This window comes from Streptomyces sp. NBC_00210 (assembly GCF_045160975.1).
In the GTDB taxonomy this organism is placed as follows: Bacteria; Actinomycetota; Actinomycetes; order Streptomycetales; family Streptomycetaceae; genus Streptomyces.
This window is the reverse complement of the sequence record NZ_CP108120.1, coordinates 4,790,277-4,807,968: the sequence shown is the minus strand read 5'-3', so window position 1 is coordinate 4,807,968 and position 17,692 is coordinate 4,790,277. Positions and strand designations below refer to the sequence as shown.

General features: G+C 71.1%; 17 protein-coding genes. 8 read left to right on the top strand and 9 right to left on the bottom strand.

Features of this window, described 5'->3' with window-relative positions; translation table 11 throughout:
* Positions 1-32: 32 nt before the first annotated feature.
* The 3 genes from thpR to OG729_RS21880 form a co-directional block, all read right to left on the bottom strand.
* On the bottom strand, positions 33-602 hold the full coding sequence (gene thpR, locus OG729_RS21890) for an RNA 2',3'-cyclic phosphodiesterase (RefSeq protein ID WP_360868024.1): 570 nt from the start codon (positions 600-602) through the stop codon (positions 33-35).
* Between the two features lie 210 nt (positions 603-812).
* The gene (locus tag OG729_RS21885) at positions 813-2,129 is read right to left on the bottom strand and encodes an MFS transporter (protein ID WP_405807742.1); all 1,317 of its coding nucleotides are present in this window, start codon (positions 2,127-2,129) and stop codon (positions 813-815) included.
* Positions 2,130-2,155: 26 nt separating this feature from the next.
* Entirely contained in the window at positions 2,156-2,599 is a 444-nt protein-coding gene (locus tag OG729_RS21880; RefSeq protein ID WP_360868029.1) for a MarR family transcriptional regulator, read from the bottom strand.
* A 155-nt stretch (positions 2,600-2,754) separates the two neighbouring features.
* Here OG729_RS21880 and OG729_RS21875 point away from each other — a divergent pair, with 155 nt between their 5' ends.
* Positions 2,755-2,937, top strand: a complete 183-nt coding sequence (locus OG729_RS21875; RefSeq protein ID WP_360868032.1) for a ribbon-helix-helix protein, CopG family — start codon at positions 2,755-2,757, stop codon at positions 2,935-2,937.
* A gap of 56 nt (positions 2,938-2,993) precedes the next feature.
* Here OG729_RS21875 and OG729_RS21870 read toward each other — a convergent pair whose 3' ends face one another.
* Positions 2,994-4,457 carry an NCS2 family permease gene (locus OG729_RS21870; RefSeq protein ID WP_405807740.1) on the bottom strand — a complete coding sequence of 488 codons (1,464 nt, stop codon included), beginning with the start codon at positions 4,455-4,457 and terminating at the stop codon, positions 2,994-2,996.
* A 157-nt stretch (positions 4,458-4,614) separates the two neighbouring features.
* Between OG729_RS21870 and OG729_RS21865 the strand changes: the two genes are divergently transcribed.
* Positions 4,615-4,944, top strand: a complete 330-nt coding sequence (locus OG729_RS21865; protein WP_360868038.1) for a DUF2530 domain-containing protein — start codon at positions 4,615-4,617, stop codon at positions 4,942-4,944.
* Between the two features lie 143 nt (positions 4,945-5,087).
* The gene (locus OG729_RS21860) at positions 5,088-7,547 is read left to right on the top strand and encodes an HAD-IC family P-type ATPase (protein ID WP_405807739.1); all 2,460 of its coding nucleotides are present in this window, start codon (positions 5,088-5,090) and stop codon (positions 7,545-7,547) included.
* 153 nt (positions 7,548-7,700) lie between these two features.
* On the opposite strand, the gene OG729_RS21855 is transcribed toward OG729_RS21860, so the two are convergent.
* The 3 genes from OG729_RS21855 to OG729_RS21845 form a co-directional block, all read right to left on the bottom strand.
* Entirely contained in the window at positions 7,701-8,018 is a 318-nt protein-coding gene (locus OG729_RS21855; RefSeq protein ID WP_405807738.1) for an NlpC/P60 family protein, read from the bottom strand.
* 34 nt (positions 8,019-8,052) lie between these two features.
* Positions 8,053-11,196 (bottom strand): sacsin N-terminal ATP-binding-like domain-containing protein, encoded by a 3,144-nt coding sequence (locus OG729_RS21850; protein ID WP_405807737.1) that lies wholly within the window; start codon positions 11,194-11,196, stop codon positions 8,053-8,055.
* A gap of 199 nt (positions 11,197-11,395) precedes the next feature.
* A complete protein-coding gene (locus OG729_RS21845) occupies positions 11,396-12,331 on the bottom strand; it encodes a DUF3027 domain-containing protein (protein ID WP_360868045.1) in 936 nt (311 codons plus the stop codon).
* Positions 12,332-12,633: 302 nt separating this feature from the next.
* On the opposite strand from OG729_RS21845, the gene OG729_RS21840 reads away from it, so the two are divergent.
* The 4 genes from OG729_RS21840 (at position 12,634) to OG729_RS21825 (ending at position 16,210) form a co-directional block, all read left to right on the top strand.
* The gene (locus OG729_RS21840; RefSeq protein WP_405807736.1) at positions 12,634-13,983 is read left to right on the top strand and encodes an MFS transporter; all 1,350 of its coding nucleotides are present in this window, start codon (positions 12,634-12,636) and stop codon (positions 13,981-13,983) included.
* 214 nt (positions 13,984-14,197) lie between these two features.
* Positions 14,198-14,674 (top strand): DUF2771 domain-containing protein, encoded by a 477-nt coding sequence (locus OG729_RS21835; protein WP_360868051.1) that lies wholly within the window; start codon positions 14,198-14,200, stop codon positions 14,672-14,674.
* A 16-nt stretch (positions 14,675-14,690) separates the two neighbouring features.
* Positions 14,691-15,374: a futalosine hydrolase gene (locus OG729_RS21830; RefSeq protein WP_405807735.1), complete on the top strand. Its 684-nt coding sequence runs from the start codon at positions 14,691-14,693 to the stop codon at positions 15,372-15,374.
* Positions 15,371-16,210 (top strand): 1,4-dihydroxy-6-naphthoate synthase, encoded by an 840-nt coding sequence (locus OG729_RS21825; protein WP_405807734.1) that lies wholly within the window; start codon positions 15,371-15,373, stop codon positions 16,208-16,210. The genes OG729_RS21830 and OG729_RS21825 overlap by 4 nt, the downstream gene beginning before the upstream one ends.
* Positions 16,211-16,213: 3 nt before the next feature.
* Here the strand turns inward: OG729_RS21825 and OG729_RS21820 are convergent, their stop codons facing one another.
* A complete protein-coding gene (locus OG729_RS21820; RefSeq protein WP_360868059.1) occupies positions 16,214-16,597 on the bottom strand; it encodes a cold-shock protein in 384 nt (127 codons plus the stop codon).
* 181 nt (positions 16,598-16,778) lie between these two features.
* Here OG729_RS21820 and OG729_RS21815 point away from each other — a divergent pair, with 181 nt between their 5' ends.
* Positions 16,779-17,015, top strand: coding sequence for a hypothetical protein (locus OG729_RS21815; protein ID WP_360868062.1), 237 nt, complete (start codon positions 16,779-16,781; stop codon positions 17,013-17,015).
* Here OG729_RS21815 and OG729_RS21810 read toward each other — a convergent pair.
* Positions 17,012-17,650, bottom strand: coding sequence for an HAD family hydrolase (locus OG729_RS21810; protein WP_405807733.1), 639 nt, complete (start codon positions 17,648-17,650; stop codon positions 17,012-17,014). The two genes, OG729_RS21815 and OG729_RS21810, sit on opposite strands and share 4 nt — an antisense overlap.
* Between the last annotated feature and the right edge of the window lie 42 nt (positions 17,651-17,692).

The window sequence follows — 17,692 nt, the reverse complement described above, 5'->3', positions numbered from 1 at the left end:
TGGTTTCTGGTCTTGGGATTCACACTTCGAGACTAACCGGACCGCCCGAGCGGCCAGGCACCGACCGTCTCGTAGCGCGGCTCCTCGCCCTTCACCCCGCTCACCGGCAGGTTGCTGCGTACGAGCGCGAGCTCGGCCACCTCCCAGGGCGTGCCCTCGAAGCCGCTGAGCTTCTCGACGTACGGGCGCAGATCGGCGTCGTGGCGGCTGCGGGCGATCGTGAGATGCGCCTGGAAGCGGCGGTGCTCCTCCATGCTGACCCCGGCCCGACGGGCGGCCGCGTCCGCGCGTTCCGCGAGCAGGCGCATCTCCTCCAGGCCGCCCGCGGCGCCGGTCCACAGCGCCCGGTGCGCGAACCGCCCGCCCTGGTGGAGACGGAGCGGGAAGGCGGAGGACCTGCGGGCGGCCCGCCCGAGCCGCTCGTGCAGCTCGGGCAGCAGGCCGTCGTCGACCTCGCCCATGAAGGCGAGCGTGAAGTGCCAGCCGGCCCGGCCGGTCCAGCGCAGGTCGTCCGCGCCGGGCAGGGTTCTCAACCGGTCGACGGCACGGACGAGTTCGTCGACTGCCGGGGCGGGCGGCAGTACGGCGGCGAAGAGTCTCATGATCCGAGTCTGGCCCAAACCGGGGCCGTACGGGACCGATGGAACTGGCCGAGGCCGTCCCGGCCAGGCAGAGACCGGCCGGACCGGACCGGGCTACGTGACCGACCGGACGGCCGTACGAGACCGACCGGACGGCCGTACGAAACCGACCGGGGCCGACCCGGACTGCCCGGGACGGCTGTACGGGACCGGCCGGACCCCGGGACCGGCTCACGCGGCTGTCGCCAGCTGCTCCCTCGGTACGAATTCCACATGCCGACGTCCCCGCCGCAGATCTATTTTCAGGCGCAGCCCGCCCACCCGGGCGAGCATCACGCCGACTCCGATCGCCGCGATCAGCGCCACCGTGCCGCCCGCCGCGAAGCCGATCCGCGGTCCGTAGGTGTCGGTGATCCAGCCGACGAGGGGCGCGCCCAGCGGCGTACCGCCCACGAAGACCATCATGAACAGGCTCATCACGCGGCCTCGCATAGCCGGTTCCGTCGCCATCTGAATGCTGGAGTTGGCCGTGACGTTGACCGTCAGGCCGAACATCCCGATCGGCACCAACAGCACCGCGAAGATCCAGAACTGCGGCGCGAACGCGGTCACGATCTCCAGTACGCCGAAGAGCACCGCCGCGCCCACGAGCACCCGCAGCCGCGAGGTGCCGCGCCGGGCCGCGAGCAGGGCGCCGGCCAGGGAGCCGCCGGCCATGAGCGTGTTGAGCAGGCCGTATGTGCTCGCGCCCGAGTGGTAGACGTCGTCCACGAAGGCCGACAGCCAGATCGGGAAGTTGAAGCCGAAGGTGCCGATGAAGCCGACGAGGACGATCGGCCAGATCAGCTCGGGCCGGCCCGCGACATACTTCAGCCCCTCCCGCAGCTGACCCTTTCCGCGTGGCGCGCGCTCGACCTTGTGCAGTTCGCCGGGGCGCATCAACAGCAGGCCGACGATGGGGGCGAGAAACGACAGGCCGTTGAAGAGAAAGGCGTAGCCGCTGCCGACGGCCGTGATCAGCACACCGGCGACGGCGGGGCCGACGAGGCGCGCGGACTGGAAGTTGGCGGAGTTGAGGCTGACCGCGTTGGCGAGCTGGTCGGGGCCGACCATCTCGGCGACGAAGGACTGCCGGGCCGGGTTGTCGACCACGGTGACGAGGCCGAGCAGGAAGGCCGTGAGATAGACGTGCCAGACCTGGACGTGCCCGCTGAGGGTGAGGACGGCCAGCGCGAGACCGGTGAGGCCCATCGCGCACTGGGTGGCCAGCAGCAGCGGCCGCTTCGGCAGCCGGTCGGCGAGCACTCCGCCGTACAGACCGAAGAGCAGCATCGGCAGGAACTGCAGCGCGATGGTGATGCCGACGGCGGACGCGGATCCCGTCAGGGTCAGCACCAGCCAGTCCTGGGCGATGCGCTGCATCCAGGTGCCGGTGTTGGAAACGACTTGCCCGGTGGCGAAGAGCCGGTAGTTACGGATCTTCAGCGAGCTGAACATGGTTGTAGGAGAGGGTGCGGGTGCGGAGTCTGCTCCGGGTCCCGAACTCAAAACGGTTCGCCTCCTCAGTTTGGTCTTTACAGGTGCGCGAGCTTCTCCAGTACGGGGGCGGCTGCGCGCAGCTTCGCCCACTCGTCCTCGTCCAGGCCCTCGGCGAGCGAGGCCAGCCAGACGTTCCGCTTGCGGCGGCTCTCTTCGAGCATGGCTTCGGCCTGCTCGGTCTGGCTGACCACCTTCTGCCGGCGGTCATCGGGGTGCGGCTCCAGCCGGACCAGTCCCTTGGCTTCGAGCAGTGCCACGATCCGGGTCATGGACGGCGGCTGGACGTGCTCCTTGCGGGCCAGCTCACCGGGGGTGGCCGAGCCGCAGCGGGCGAGGGTGCCGAGCACCGACATCTCGGTGGGGCTCAGCGATTCGTCGACGCGCTGATGCTTCAGGCGTCGGCCCAGCCGCATCACGGCCGAGCGCAGAGAGTTCACGGCGGCGACGTCGGCGTCGTTGCCGTGGGACAGATCAGGCATGTTCGTTAGCGTAACTCATTACCCAGCCTAAAGACCAGTCGAGATTTCGCGCATGGGCCGCGGGCGCGGATACGAGATCAGTTCATCACTCATATGAGTGAGACATATCCGGAAAGTGATGCACTGGCCGTGGCCGTCCGGCAACGCTGGCCGACATGGGATCGACAGTCCTCAGCCTGCGGATAGACGGTGAGCTCCTCGACCGGCTCAGGCACCATGCCGCCAGACGCGGAATGAGCGTCCAGGACTATGTGGTCCAGACGCTCATCCGCGATGACTTCGACGAACGCTTCAAGGCGGCCGTCGACGAGACAGAGAAGTTCTACGGCCGGACGTGAACGGCCGCGCGTGAAGGCCGGACGTGAACCGCCGCGCGTGAGACGGCGTACGCGCCTTACGTGAGGCCCAGCGCGGGCATCGCGTAGTAGAAGACGAACACGGCGGAGACGACGTACATCGCGACGGGCACCTCGCGGCCCCGCCCGGTCACCAGCCGCAGCAGGCTGAAGGTGATGAAGCCGATGCCGATGCCGTTGGTGATGGAGTACGTGAACGGCATCATCACCATCGCCAGGAAGGCCGGCACGGCGACGGTGAAGTCGTCCCAGTCGATGTCCCGGATCGAACCGGCCAGGATCAGGAAGCCGACCGCCAGCAGCGCGGGCGTCGCCGCCTGGGACGGGACCATCGTGGCGAGCGGCGTGAGGAACAGCGCCACCGAGAACAGCGCACCCGTGACGACGGACGCGAGGCCGGTACGGGCACCCTCACCGACGCCCGCCGTGGACTCCACGAAGCAGGTGGAGGCCGAGGACGAGGTCGCGCCGCCCGCGGCGACGGCGATGCCGTCGACGAAGAGCACCTTGTTGATGCCGGGCAGCTTGCCGTCCTTGTCCATCAGCCTGGCCTCGTCGCCGACACCGAGGATCGTGCCCATCGCGTCGAAGAAGCAGGACAGCAGCACCGTGAAGACGAACAGCACGCCCGTCAGATAGCCGACCTTCCCGAAGCCGCCGAACAGACTGACCTGGCCGACCAGGCCGAAGTCGGGGGACGCGACCGGATTACCGGGCCACGTGGGCGTGGTCAGACCCCAGCTCGGTACCGTCGCCACGGCGTTGATGACCATCGCGACGATCGTCATCGTGACGATGGAGATCAGGATCGCGCCCGGCACCTTGCGGATGATCAGCGCGAGCGTGAGCAGCGCACCGAGAGCGAAGACGAGGACCGGCCAGCCGTCCAGATGGCCGCCGACGCCCAGCTGGAGCGGGACGGTCGTCTTGGCGACGTCGGGGATACGGGAGACGAAGCCCGAGTCGACCAGGCCGATCAGCATGATGAAGAGGCCGATGCCGATCGCGATGCCCTTGCGCAGGCTGCGCGGCACGGCGTTCATCACGCGCTCGCGCAGACCGGTGGCGACCAGCAGCATCACGACGAAACCGGCGAGCACGACCATGCCCATCGCATCCGGCCAGGACATCCGGGGCGCGAGCTGCAGAGCCACGACGGTGTTCACGCCGAGCCCGGCCGCGAGCGCGATCGGGACATTGCCGATGACGCCCATGAGGAGCGTGGAGAAGGCAGCAGTGAGCACGGTGGCGGTGACGAGCTGGCCGCCGTCGAGCTGGTGCCCGTACATGTCCTTCGCGCTGCCGAGGATGATCGGGTTCAGCACGATGATGTACGCCATCGCGAAGAAGGTGGCGAATCCGCCCCGGATCTCGCGGGAGACCGTGGAGCCGCGCTCCGAGATCCTGAAGAAACGGTCCAGGCTGCCGAGTGCACCCTTCGGCTGATGCTCGGGGGCCGGCGGCTGGGAGGCGGGGGCCGCGGCAGGGGCCGAGGGGGTCATGCGGGTCCTCATCAGATGCGGTCTTGGTGGTTCGTACGAAGATTCCGGTCACACGTGCAAACCGTTTCAGTATGAACACATCAGGGGGAGATCGCTATCTCCGCGCGTAGACGGCTGTGCCCACTGGGCGCAAACGGCCGCCGCCTACACTGTGCGCATGGCGAAGTGGACCCCCAAGCACGAGGCACCCGAGCCCCTGGAGGGGCCGGTCGTCGCCACCATCACCGGCGGCACGATCCTCTGGTTCGTCCTCTTCCTGGTCCAGATCCCGTTCTACAACTGGTTCGCCGAGCGCGACCTGATGTGGTGGGTGTGGACCTGCCTGGCCGGTGGCGGTCTTGGCCTGATCGGCATCTGGTACGTACGGGGGCGGGACGCGGCGCTCAAGCGCGCGCAGGTCGCGGAGACGGCCGGGGCCGCGGAGCCGTCGCGGGCCGCGGGATCGTCCGCGTCGAGCGACGAAGGCGAGCGGGACGAGGGCAAGTAGCCCGTACCGCGCCGCCCGTAGTGCCGGGCGTTGTAGGGCAGGGGACGACTCGTAGTGCCACGGGACGATTCGCCTCCTCCCGAGGTCTGATCCCGGGAGCACTCGGCGGGTGAACCGGCCATTCCGGCCGTACCGTCGAAACCATGACTCAGCGGTCGAGGATCGACGCGGACGGCCCCGAGCCGGGCGGACCCTCCATCGACGCGGGTGCCGAACTGGATCCCGTACACCCCAGAAAGCTGCCCAAGTCCGCGCTCGCGCCACGGGCGAGTGGACTGACGACGGCGGAGGTCGCCGAGCGGGTCGCCCGGGGCGAGGTCAACGACGTACCCGTCCGCTCCTCGCGCTCCCTCACCGAGATCGTCCGCGCGAACGTCTTCACCCGCTTCAACGCCATCATCGGCGTGCTGTGGCTGATCATGCTCTTCGTCGCGCCGTTCCAGGACAGCCTCTTCGGGTACGTGATCATCGCCAACACCGGTATCGGCATCATCCAGGAGCTGCGCGCCAAGAAGACGCTGGACGCGCTCGCGCTCATCGGCGAGGCCAAGCCGACGGTACGGCGGGACGGCACGGCCGCGGCGGTCTCCACCACCGAGATCGTCCTCGGGGACCTCGTCGAACTCGGGCCCGGCGACGAGGTCGTCGTGGACGGCGAGGTGGCGGAGGCGGACAGCCTGGAGATCGACGAGTCGCTGCTGACGGGCGAGGCCGACCCGGTGCCCAAGCAACCCGGCGACCCGGTGATGTCGGGCAGCTTCGTGGTCGCGGGCGGCGGCGCGTTCACGGCGACGAAGGTGGGGCGCGAGGCATATGCGGCGCAGCTCGCGGAGGAGGCGTCGCGCTTCACGCTCGTCAACTCCGAGCTGCGCAACGGCATCAGCACGATCCTCAAGTACGTGACCTGGATGATGATCCCGACCGCGATCGGGCTCGTCATCAGCCAGCTGGTGGTCAAGGACAACGACTTCAAGGACTCGGTGGCCAGGACCGTCGGCGGCATCGTGCCGATGATCCCCGAGGGGCTGGTGCTGCTGACGTCGGTCGCCTTCGCGATCGGCGTCATCCGGCTCGGCCGCAAGCAGTGCCTCGTACAGGAGCTGCCCGCGATCGAGGGCCTGGCGCGGGTCGATGTCGTCTGCCTCGACAAGACGGGCACGCTGACGGAGGGCGGCATGGACGTCGCCGAGCTGCGCCCGCTGGGCGGCTCGGACGAGAGCTATGTACAGAAGGTCCTCGGCGCACTCGGTGAGTCCGACCCACGGCCGAACCCGTCGTTGCAGGCGATCATCGACGCTTATCCGGACAACGAGGACTGGCGGTGCACTGAGTCACTGCCGTTCTCCTCGGCACGCAAGTACAGCGGCGCGAGCTTCAGCGAGGGCGACGGCGAGAGTTCCACCTGGCTCCTCGGCGCGCCCGATGTGCTCCTGCCGACGGGCGACGCCACCCTGGCCGAGATCGATCAGCTCAACGACCAGGGCCTGCGGGTGCTGCTGCTCGCCCGGGCGGCGGGCGACCTCGACGCGCCCTTGGCCGGCGCGGGGGCGCAGCCGGCCGCGCTGGTCGTCCTGGAGCAGCGGCTGCGGCCGGATGCGGCCGACACCCTCCGCTACTTCGACGAGCAGAACGTCCACGCCAAGGTCATCTCCGGCGACAACGCGGTGTCGGTGAGCGCGGTGGCCGGAAAGCTCGGCCTGCCGGGCGCGCAGAACACGGTGGACGCGCGGCGGCTCCCCACCGAGCAGGCCGCGATGGCCGTGTCGCTGGACGCGAACTCGGTCTTCGGCCGGGTCACTCCGCGGCAGAAGCGCGACATGGTCGGCGCGTTGCAGTCGCGTGGCCATGCGGTCGCCATGACCGGCGACGGCGTCAACGACGTGCTCGCGCTGAAGGACGCGGACATCGGCGTCAGCATGGGCTCGGGCTCGGAGGCGACGCGGGCGGTGGCCCAGATCGTGCTCCTCAACAACAGCTTCGCGACGCTGCCTTCGGTGGTGGCGGAGGGGCGCCGGGTGATCGGCAACATCACGCGCGTCGCCACGCTCTTCCTGACGAAGACGGTCTACTCGGTGCTGCTGGCGATCCTGGTGGTGTGCAGTCAGGTCGAATACCCCTTCCTGCCACGGCACTTGACGCTGCTGTCGACGCTGACGATCGGAGTCCCGGCGTTCTTCCTGGCGCTGGCGCCGAACAAGGAGCGTGCGAAGCCGAACTTCGTGCGCAGGGTGATGCGGTACGCGATCCCGGCGGGCACGATCGCGGCGGCGGCCACGTTCTGTACGTATCTGCTGGCCAGGTCCCACTACAGCGGCCCGGGATCACTGGACGCGGAGACAAGCGCGGCGACTCTGACGCTGTTCCTGGTCTCGATGTGGGTCCTGGTGATCATCGCCCGCCCGTACACATGGTGGCGGGTCTGCCTGGTGGCGGCGATGGTGGCGTGCTTCCTGCTGGTCCTGGTGGTCCCGTGGCTGCAGCACTTCTTCGCGCTGAAGCTGGTGGGGACGACGATGCCGTGGGGGGCGGTGGGGATCGCGACGGCGGGGGCGGCGCTGCTGGAGGTGGCGTGGCGGGTGGTGGACCGGCGGTTCGCCGCGTAGCCGGCCGCCTCAGCGGGCGGGGGCTGGCGGACCGCATTCTCCCCGCCGAGGGCCGTACGTTTGTGGGATCTCATGCCCTTTGACATCTCGCCGGGTTTTGACGCGGCTCCGCGTAGAAGCCGGTCATTGGGGAGCGCCAGTCATCCGCTTCAGTCACCGGGTGATGTGGCGGTAGCCGACAACGCTGGACGGAGCGGCAAGCGATGCCACGGTGACCGTGCGACCAGGGCGCGGGGCGTGGCTGACCTTGCCGTCGCCGATGTAGAGGGCGACGTGGCCGCCGCCGTAGGAGATGACCAGATCGCCGGGGACCAGGCGGGCGCGGGTGGTGACCTCGCCCGCCCTCCGGATCCGCGGCTCGCGGTGCGACACCGGGGCCTGTGACGGCCTGGACGCCCGCCCCCGCGCCTGCTCGACGTCTTCCCGGCAGACGCCCAGGACATCCCACCGCAACGCGATGTACCGGACCATCGAGAGGGTCGATCGTCGGCGGGGCAAACACCCGCTACGAATTCGCGTCGAACCAGCGCGCCGTTTCCAGTTCGGACGTGCGCGACGGGTCCTCCAGCAGTGCCGCCACCTCGAAACGGCGTGGCCACTGGCCCGTTGCCCACGCCAGCGCCGCCGCCACGCCCTCCAGCGTCGCCGCGTGGATCACGCCGTCCGGGGTGCGGCGCCACTCCAGTTCCGTGCCGCCGGCGATCAGTTCCTCGTGTTCCACGTACGTCGCCGGCGTGGCCGGGCCGAGGAGGACGTGCACCGATTCGGGGACCTCGTGTTCCTCGCCCCGAGTCGTCACCTCCGCCGGGACCGTCTCGCTCAGACGGCGGACCTGGAAGAGCTCCGCCAGGTCCGCGGCCCGTGAAGGGGCCACCGGAAGCAGCGGCATGCCGCCCGTCAGCGGGAGCAGATCGGGCGCGTCCGCGATCACCGCGTCGGATGCGTCGACCACGCGGACCTCGCCGTCCACGACCGCGCGGAGTTCGTCCGGGAGCGTGACCTGCTCCGGGTCGAGGTCTGCCAGCGCCGTGTACAGGGCGTGCAACTGGGCCGCCCGCACCGGGCGGTCCGGGTCGGCAAGGCGGCCGAGGAGTTCCGCCGCGCCGCCCGGCTCGTCGAGCAGTGCGGCGACCGACGTGCGCACCCCCAGCGCCCGCAGCACCTCGGTGTCCTCGAAGCCCGTCGTGTCGGCGGACTCGTACAGGCCCGCCAGCAGCGGGTCCCCGCCCGAGGCCCGCAGGCCCGCCGGGCGGCGACCGTCCAGTACCGGATGGTCCCGCAGCCACCATGCCGTGTACGGACCCACCGTCTGCGTCGTGCCGTCCGGCAGCAGGATCCGTACGGACTGGGTCAGCGCGTCCCGCAGCGGCGGCTGCGCCAGCAGCGCCAGCGCCTGGGGCCAGCAGTCGTCGTCCACCAGGTCCAGGTCGCGCACCGCGACCAGCTCGGTTGCGACGGGCGGCACCGGCGTGTCCGGCAGCCGGTCGAGAACGTCCTCGCACCACACGTCGACCGCGTCCAGCAGACCCGGGTCGTCGGGCTCGGCGAAGTCCCCGTCGCGGGGCTCCAGTTCATCGGGGTCGAGGACGACATCCGTGGCCCGTACGAGCGCGAAGTTCGCCAGCACACCGCACGCGGCAAGCGGCTGTTCACCCCACCGTTCGGCCAGCTCGGCGTCGCACAGTGCCAGTTCGTCCTCGCGCATCACGGAGGCGAACGGGCTGTCCGGGAGGACCAGTTCACCCGCAGGAGCGAGTTCTCCGTCCTCGTCCGGCAGCGCCAGCGCGCCCAGCCACGGCTCGTCTCCGGGCTCGATGCCCGCGTCCCGTACGAGTGCCAGCACCGTTTCCGCGAGCTCGTCCGCGTCCAGCGCGTCTTCGTCCCAGACCTCGCCCGCGTCCAGCGAGCCCGCCACCGCCGTCCGCACCTGCGGAGTCGTCAGTACGGCGCGCGGCGTCGCCGGCAGCGCGCCCAGCTTCTCGAGCAGGGGGTGGGCGGCCTCGGGATGGACGACCTTCAGGCCGAGCCGGGCCAGCTGCGGCGGAGTCTCGGCCAGCGGCAGCAGCGTCTGCCGGGGCCCGATCGTCGTACGGCCGTCGGCCAGCGGCACGGGCAGCCCGGACAGCCGGTCCGGGTCGACGCCCGCAAGGCTGTCGTACAACCGCTGCCACCAGCCCGGCTCGCGCTCAAGACCCGCGAGCCGGTCGATCGCCTCGGTCAGCGGCACCCGCGCGACGCCGAGCGTACGCAGCTCGACCCGGCGCTCAAGACCCGCGGGCAGCAGGCTCGGCATCACCTCGGCCAGCACCTGTACGGTCTCCGCGCCCGCGCCCTCCAGGACTTCCGCCTCGATGGGCCGCAGCCCGGCGGAGATCTCGCGGTCCGGCAGACCGGTGTCCTCGCCGGACACGTCGCGCGGGGCGGCCGCCTCCAGGAACGCGGTACGCGGCAGCCGCTGCAAAATCTCCGCCCGCAGCGCGCCGTCCAACTCGCCCTTGCCGAGCAGGCCGGGCACCAGGTCGATGGTGCCGACGCTCACCGGCTGCCAGTGGCCCAGCAGTTCGGCGTACGCGTCCGCCGCCTTGCGCACCAGGAAGTCGGTGAGCGGCCCGGGCGCCGGGTGGCGGCGGGTGGTGTCCAGCGGGAGTGAGGCGATCAACAGCGCGGGCACGCCGAGGGGTTCGTCGGTGGGTGTCGGCGCGTGCACCACGGGGGCGGTGCGCGGGCGGGCGGGCGCGCCCTCGTCGTCCACGGGCACGGCCCAGGTGACGGTCCAGTGCGGCCGCAGCCGCTCCTCGACGGGCCGGTCCGCAAGCAGCGCGGGCTCGATGCCGCCACTGTGGCTGACCACCCGCCAGCGCCGGTCGCCGCCGGCGCTGTCCTCGATGTGTACATACGCCCCGTGCACGGAGCGCCTCAACTCCCGTACGCCGTCGGGGGTCTCGATGATGATCTCGGCGAGACCGGGCAGCGTGAGCAGCAGCGCGTCGTCGACCCCGGCGAGCAGCCGATCGACCAGGTCGACCGCGGCGCCGTCGCGCAGAGGCAGGACGACCACGGTGTCGTACCCCTCGGGCGCCGTGCCCTCGGCGGGCAGCGGCAGCCGCAGCAGCGGGACATGACCGTCACGGCGGCGCAGCTCGTCGCCGAGGCCGGGGCTCGCCTGGGCCGCCTGCTGGGCGAGTCCCCTGGCCTCCGCGAGGGACCAGCGCACGCCGCCGTGGCGGCCCACGACCGCGGGCTCGTCGCTCACCGCGAGGACGGCCGCGAAGCCGACGCCGAAGCGGCCGACGGCTGCCTCATGGCCCTCGCGCTTGGCAGAGGCGCGCAGGGTGCTCAGGGACTCGACGCCGGTCGCGTCCAGCGGCGCGCCGGTGTTCGCGGCGGCGAGTACGGCAGGCTGGTCGCCGGAGGCCGGCCGCAGCGTCAGCCGGAGCCGGCCCGGCACACCTGCTCGCGCCGCGGCGTCCGCGGCGTTCTGGGCGAGCTCTACGACGAGGCGGTCCCGGTAGCCGCCGAGTACGAGGTCCTCCTCGGCGTTGGCGTCCTCCCGGAAGCGGGCGGGACTGGCCCCCCACGCGTCGAGCACCCCGCGCCGCAGCCGCGCCGTCCCGAAGGGGTCGGCCCACTCGGTCGTCCTGACGCTCACGCTGTGACTCCGCTCTCTCCGGTTAACGCCGATGCCTGTGCGGCCGAAGGTACCCCCGTACGGGCATCCGTGGTGACCGTGGGCCGCAGGCGTTGGCCGTTACTGCCCGGTGAGTGGGCTCAAGGCCCTTGTCGGGCGGACGCCGACCGGCCCGCCCCGGCGGGCGGGCCTCGGAGGACCGATGGAGGACAGCGAAAACCTACGAGTGGCCGAGATCCTCGGACTCGCCGTCCGGTTCCGGCGAGACCGAGCCGCTGTCGCGGACCGGTCGCAGCGGGAACTCGTCCGCGCCCATCGAGTCGAGCACCGGCGGCGGAGGCTTCGGCGTCTTCGGCATCACTGCCGCCTCGGAGTGCCCTCCGCAGCCGTACGCCAGGGACACCACCCGGCCGTCCGCCGGTGAGAACTCATTCGCGCACACTCCGAACGCCTGGCGCAGCGAACCCGCCAACGGAACCAGGAAGCCGCAGCTCACGCACGCCGCGGGGGCCGCCTGCGCCATCGGGGTGCTGGGTCCGAAGGCGTCCTCCCAGCGCTCCGCAGCGAGCCGCAGCCCGTACCGGGAGAGCACCCTGGCCCGGCGCATGCCGAGTTCTTCGGCGAGCGACGCGATCGAACCGCGGCCGTTGTCGACGGAGGCATCCGCGGGCCTGCGGTCGGTCAGCTCCGCGTCCTCCGCCTCGACGCGCTCGGCCAGGTCGTGCGACGGCTGGTCCGCGAGCACCGAGTTCGGCGGAGGCTCGTCCTCGCCGGTGTAGCCGGGCTCCAGGCGCGGATCGTCCGCCTCCGTGGGCAGCAGATCGCCCGGGCCCATGTCGCCGGGCCGCAGCCGCTCGCTCCACGGCACCCACTCGGGCGCGAGGAGAGCGTCGGGGCCGGGGAGCAGGACGGTTTCGTCGAGGGTGACGATCTTGGCGCGGGAGGCCCGGGCGACGGTGACGGCCCAGCGCCAGCCGCGGTAGCCCATCTCCTTGCACTCGAAGAAGTGCGTGACGACCCGGTCACCCTCCGATACGAGGGACACATGCTCGCCCACCACTCCCGGGGCCGCGGCCTCCTCGGCAGCCGCCCGGGCTAGATCTACCGCCTCGGCGCACAGACGGTCGGGGGTACGGCTTCGCGTCGCAGCACTCACAGGTCTCGCTTCTCTCCTACGCCGTCTCACGGGTGCGCCGGCCGAGACATGAGGTACGGGCCGCAGGCGGAGCGGACCGGAGGGCCGCATCGACGTCCGCGCCCAGACCAAGCTGTCTCGGGCACACCTACCGTCATCCATTCTGCGGGATGCCGAAGAGGCGCGCGGCCAAGAACAACCGCCGGTGGCGCGCTACGCACGCTACCCCCTCTGCCGCTCCCCGCCCACCTGCCTGCCCCAACAAGGGGCTAACAACACCGCATCACGGTTCGCCCGAGCAGGGCTTGGGGCACTATGACGGGGTGACAGCCGCGAGGTCGTCCGACGGAGCCGGGCAGCTCAGACGAGCCGGCCGGTCGGTCGGCCGCGCCCTGCATCTGCCGTTCACCGGGACGGCGCGCGGCATCCGCAAGGCGACCCATGCCCATGGCGCGGGCGAGTCGGGCCTGGGCAAGCTGATCGAGCTGCACGCGGTCAATGGCGCGGGCGATGTCATGATCACCGTCGCGCTCGCGTCGACGGTTTTCTTCTCCGTACCGACGGACGAGGCGCGCGGCCGCGTCGCGCTCTACCTCGCGGTCACGATGTTGCCCTTCACCCTGCTGGCACCCGTCATCGGACCACTTCTGGACCGCATCCCGCACGGCCGCCGGGCGGCGATGGCGGGCTCGATGCTCACCCGCGCGGTGCTGGCGCTGACGATGTCGGGGGCGGTGGCGACGGGCAGACTCGAGCTGTATCCGGCGGCGCTCGGGGTGCTGGTCGCGTCGAAGGCGTACGGAGTGGTGCGCAGCGCGGTCGTGCCGCGGCTGCTGCCGCCGGGGTTCTCCCTGGTGAAGGCGAACTCCCGGGTGACGCTGGCGGGGCTGGTGGCGACGGGCATCGCCGCGCCGATCGGGATCGGGCTGCAGAAGGTGGGGCCCGAGTGGCCGCTGTACGGGGCGTGCGCGCTGTTCCTGCTGGGCGCGTACTGGGCGTTCACGATGCCGCACAAGGTCGACTCGGCGAAGGGCGAGCGCAAGGCGCACATGCTGACGCACGGGGAGACGAAGCCCAGCCTGCGGACGGTAGGGCCGTCCGTACTGCACGGACTGCAGGCGAACGCCGCCTTTCGCTGCCTCTCCGGCTTTCTGATCTTCTTCCTCGCGTTTCTGCTGCGGGACCATCCGCTGGGCGGGCAGAGCGCGGCGGTCTCGCTGGGGATAGTGGGCGTGGCGGCGGGCGTGGGCAATGCGCTCGGCACGACGGTCGGGGCGTGGCTGAAGGCGCGCGGCCCAGAGGTGATCATCGCGACGGTGCAGGCGGTGGTGCTGGCGGCGGCGATCACCGCGGCGGTGTTCTTCGGTGCGGGCATGGTGGCGGTCCTGGCCGCGACGGCGGGCCTGTGCCAGGCCCTGGCGAAGCTGTCCCTGGACGCGCTGATCCAGCGCGACGTGCCGGAACAGGTCCGCACCTCGGCGTTCGCCCGCTCCGAGACGCTGCTGCAGATGGCCTGGGTGGTGGGGGGCGCGATCGGCATCGCGCTCCCGCTGAACGGGGTACTGGGGATGTCGGTGGCGGCGGGGATCGTGGGCGTGGGGGCGGGTGTGTCGATCCGGGGCCTTCTGGTGGCGGCGCGACACGGCAGCCACCCGCGCCCGCGGGTCGCGTAGGCACCGGGGCTCCGCCCCGGACCCTCCCCCTACGCCCTGCGGGTGTGGGGGGACCTCCACCCCTCAATCGCCGGCGGGGCTTGATGTGCCCGGGCACTCCAAACCCGTCCGGCGATTGACGACGAACCCGCCGCCGGGCCGGGCCGCCCGGCGTGACGCGCGGCACGGTGACCCCCGCGTGGCGGGAGACGGTGCGACCGATAGCCTTCGAGCCATGACCGTTGCGTTCTTCTCGGGCAAGCGCCGCCGGGCCGCTGCCGCTCTCGGTGCCGTCTCCGCCGGGCTCCTCGTACTCTCCGCCTGCGACAAGCCGACCCCGCTCGCGACCGTGACCGTCGGCACGGACTCGGTCCACACCGAGGCGGCCTGCTACAACGACGGCAAGCCGATCAAGGAATCCCTGCTGCAGGGCTGCCTGACCGAGAAGCCCGCCAAGACCATCAAGGTCGCCCTGGACGACAAGGTCCGCATGGGCGTCGACCCGGAGATCGCGGACCACGGCTGGACGCTGCTGTTCAGCGGTCAGCCCGTCGAGCAGGAGCCGTACAAGAAGTCGTACCGGACCATCCCCGGCAACGCCTTCTTCTCCTCGCAGACCGGCGAGACCACCAGCAAGACCCCGGTCAGCATCATGGAGACCAGCGGCAAGAAGGTCATCGGCATCTGGCATTTCCAGTTCGAGAAGGAATGATCCGGAGGCTCGTGCGGTGCGCGTACTGGTGGTGACCGCGGTGGCGGCGGAGGCCGGATCCGTCGCCGCGGGGCTCACCGCTCCCGTACCGCAGTCACGGCAGCTGCCCGGCTCGTACGCCCTCACCCGCCACGGTGACGTGGACGTACTCGCGGCCGGTGTCGGCCCCGCGGCCGCCGCCGCGGGCACCGCAACCGCGCTCGCCACCGGCGCGTACGACCTCGTCGTCTCCGCCGGGATCGGCGGCGGGTTCCAGCCACTCGCGCCCCTCGGCGCGATCGTCGTCGCGGACGCGATCGTCGCCGCGGATCTCGGCGCCGACACCCCCGACGGCTATCTCCCCGTCGACGAACTCGGCTTCGGACGCTGTGTCCACCTCCCGCCCCCCGAGCTCGCCGCCCGCGTCGCCAAGATCCTCGACGCCGTGCACGCGCCCGTCCTCACCGTCTCCACCGTGACGGGCACCGCCGCCCGCGCCGCCGAGCTGACCGCGCGTCATCCCCGCGCCGCCGCCGAGGCGATGGAGGGCTTCGGAGTGGCCGAGGCCGCCGCTGCCCACTCCGTACCCGTCCTCGAAATCCGCGCCGTCTCGAACCCCGTCGGGCCGCGCGACCGCGCCGCCTGGCGCATCGGCCAGGCCCTGGACTCGCTGCGGCACGCCTTCCAGCAGCTCACCCCCGTCCTCGAGGAAAAGCCGTGACCTTGCAGATCGCGTACTCGCCGTGCCCGAACGACACCTTCGTCTTCGACGCGTGGGCACACGGCCGCGTCCCCGGCGCGCCCGCCATCGATGTGACCTTCGCGGACATCGACATCACCAACGGCATGGCGGAGCGCGGGGAATCGGACGTGCTCAAGGTGTCGTATGCCGTGCTGCCGTGGGTTCTCGGCGAGTACGCCCTGCTGCCCTGCGGCGGCGCACTCGGCCGCGGTTGCGGGCCGCTGGTGCTGACGCGCGAGGCGGGGGTGGATCTGCAGGGGAAGACCGTCGCCGTGCCCAGCGAGCGCTCCACCGCGCATCTGCTGTTCCGGCTCTGGGCCGCCGCCGCCGTCCCCGGCGCCGTCGGCGACATCGTCGTGATGCCCTTCCACGAGATCATGCCGGCGGTACGCGACGGCAAGGTGGACGCCGGACTCGTCATCCACGAGGCCCGGTTCACCTATCAGCAGTACGGACTGCGCTGCCTCGCCGACATGGGCGAGCACTGGGAGTCCACGACCGGGCTCCCCATCCCGCTCGGCGCGATCATCGCCAAGCGCTCGCTGGGCGCCGAGACGCTGCGGCTGCTGGCCGAATCCATCCGTACGTCGGTGCGCATGGCGTGGGACGACCCGCAGGCCTCCCGGCCGTACGTCCTGGAGCACGCCCAGGAGATGGACCCGAAGGTGGCCGACCAGCACATCGGCCTCTACGTCAATGAGTTCACCGCGGACCTCGGGGACGACGGCTATGCGGCGGTACGTGGACTGCTGACGCGCGCCGCGGCCGAGGGGCTCGTTCCGCCCCTCGGCCGCGATGCGCTCAGTTTCGTGTAGGCGCTATACGTCCAGCTGGTCCGCCACCGCCCGCAGCAGGCCCGCGATCTTCGCGCCGTGCACCTTGTCGGGGTAGCGGCCCCGCTCCAGCATCGGCGTGATGTTCTCCAGCAGCGTCGTCAGGTCCTGCACGATGGACGCCAGCTCGTCCGGCTTGCGCCGCTGGGCCGCCGCCACCGAGGGGGTCGGGTCAAGAATCGTCACCGAAAGCGCCTGGTCACCGCGCTGGCCGGCCACCACGCCGAACTCGACGCGCTGGCCCGGCTTGAGCGAGTCCACCCCCTCGGGGAGCACCGAGGAGTGAACGAAGACGTCGCCGCCGTCGTCGCGGGAGAGAAAGCCGAAGCCCTTCTCGCTGTTGAACCACTTGACCTTGCCGGTAGGCACGTCTGTCCTCGTCCTCGTACTCGTTGGGGCGCTGGGGCACCGGAACTGGGGTACCGAAAAAACGGCTCTGGATAGCACTACAGCGGGTCGCCTGACCCGCCACCCCCAAGGCTAATGGTCCAGGGGCTGGTGACAAGACGTCGCCGAGCGGTTCCTATGCGCAGGGAACTACCCTGGCCGGATGACTGCTACTCCTCCCGCCCCGGGTGACGGGCTGGTGCGCGTCGGCGTGATCGTCTTCATCGTCGGTGCCGTGGCCACACTGGTCACCGTGGCCCCACTGTTTCTGGGGACCGAACCGTTTCCGTCGATCGCGTACGCGGTGTGCATGCTGATGGGCGTCGGGTTCCTGATCGCCGCGGCGGGTGTGCTGCGCTCGATCGCGGCGCAGCGCCGAGGGGCCAAATCCGCTCTCTAGTTCTGGTTGTCGCTCTCGCGGTATGCGCTCAGCCAGGCCGGGAACGCGGTCAGATCGTCGATGATCACGTCCGCTCCGGCCTCCCGCAGTTCCGCCGCGTCGCACGGTCCAGTCGGCACGGCGAGCGAGAGCGCCCCGGCGGTGTGCGCGCCCCGTACGTCTCCGATGTGGTCGCCGACGTACACGCTCGCGCCGTGCTCGCGCAGCGCCTCCGCCTTGGCCTCCGCCCACAGCCAGCCGATGACCTCGTCCGGCGCCATCCCCAGGTGCGCAAGGTGCAGTTTGGCGTTCGGCTCGTGCTTGGCGGTGACGACGATCGCGCGGCCGCCGAGGTCCTGGACGGCCGCGACGGCCTCGCGGGCGCCCGGCAGGGCGAGCGTCGGCTCGATCGCGTAGGTGGGGTAGATCTCGCGGTAGCGGTCGGCCATCTCCTGGATCCGATCCGCGGGGAACCAGAGCGCCAGCTCCTGCTCCAGGGGCGGACCGAGCCTCGTGACGGCCTGGTCGGCGTCGATCCACACGCCGGTCTCGGCACAGAGTGCGCGGTAGGCGGCGTGGATGCCGGGGCGCGAGTCGATGAGGGTCATGTCGAGGTCGAAGCCGACGGTCAGGGGATGCGATGCCATAGGGGCCATTGTGCCCATCCGGCCGCGTGGACCCGCCCGTGGGTGAGCGCG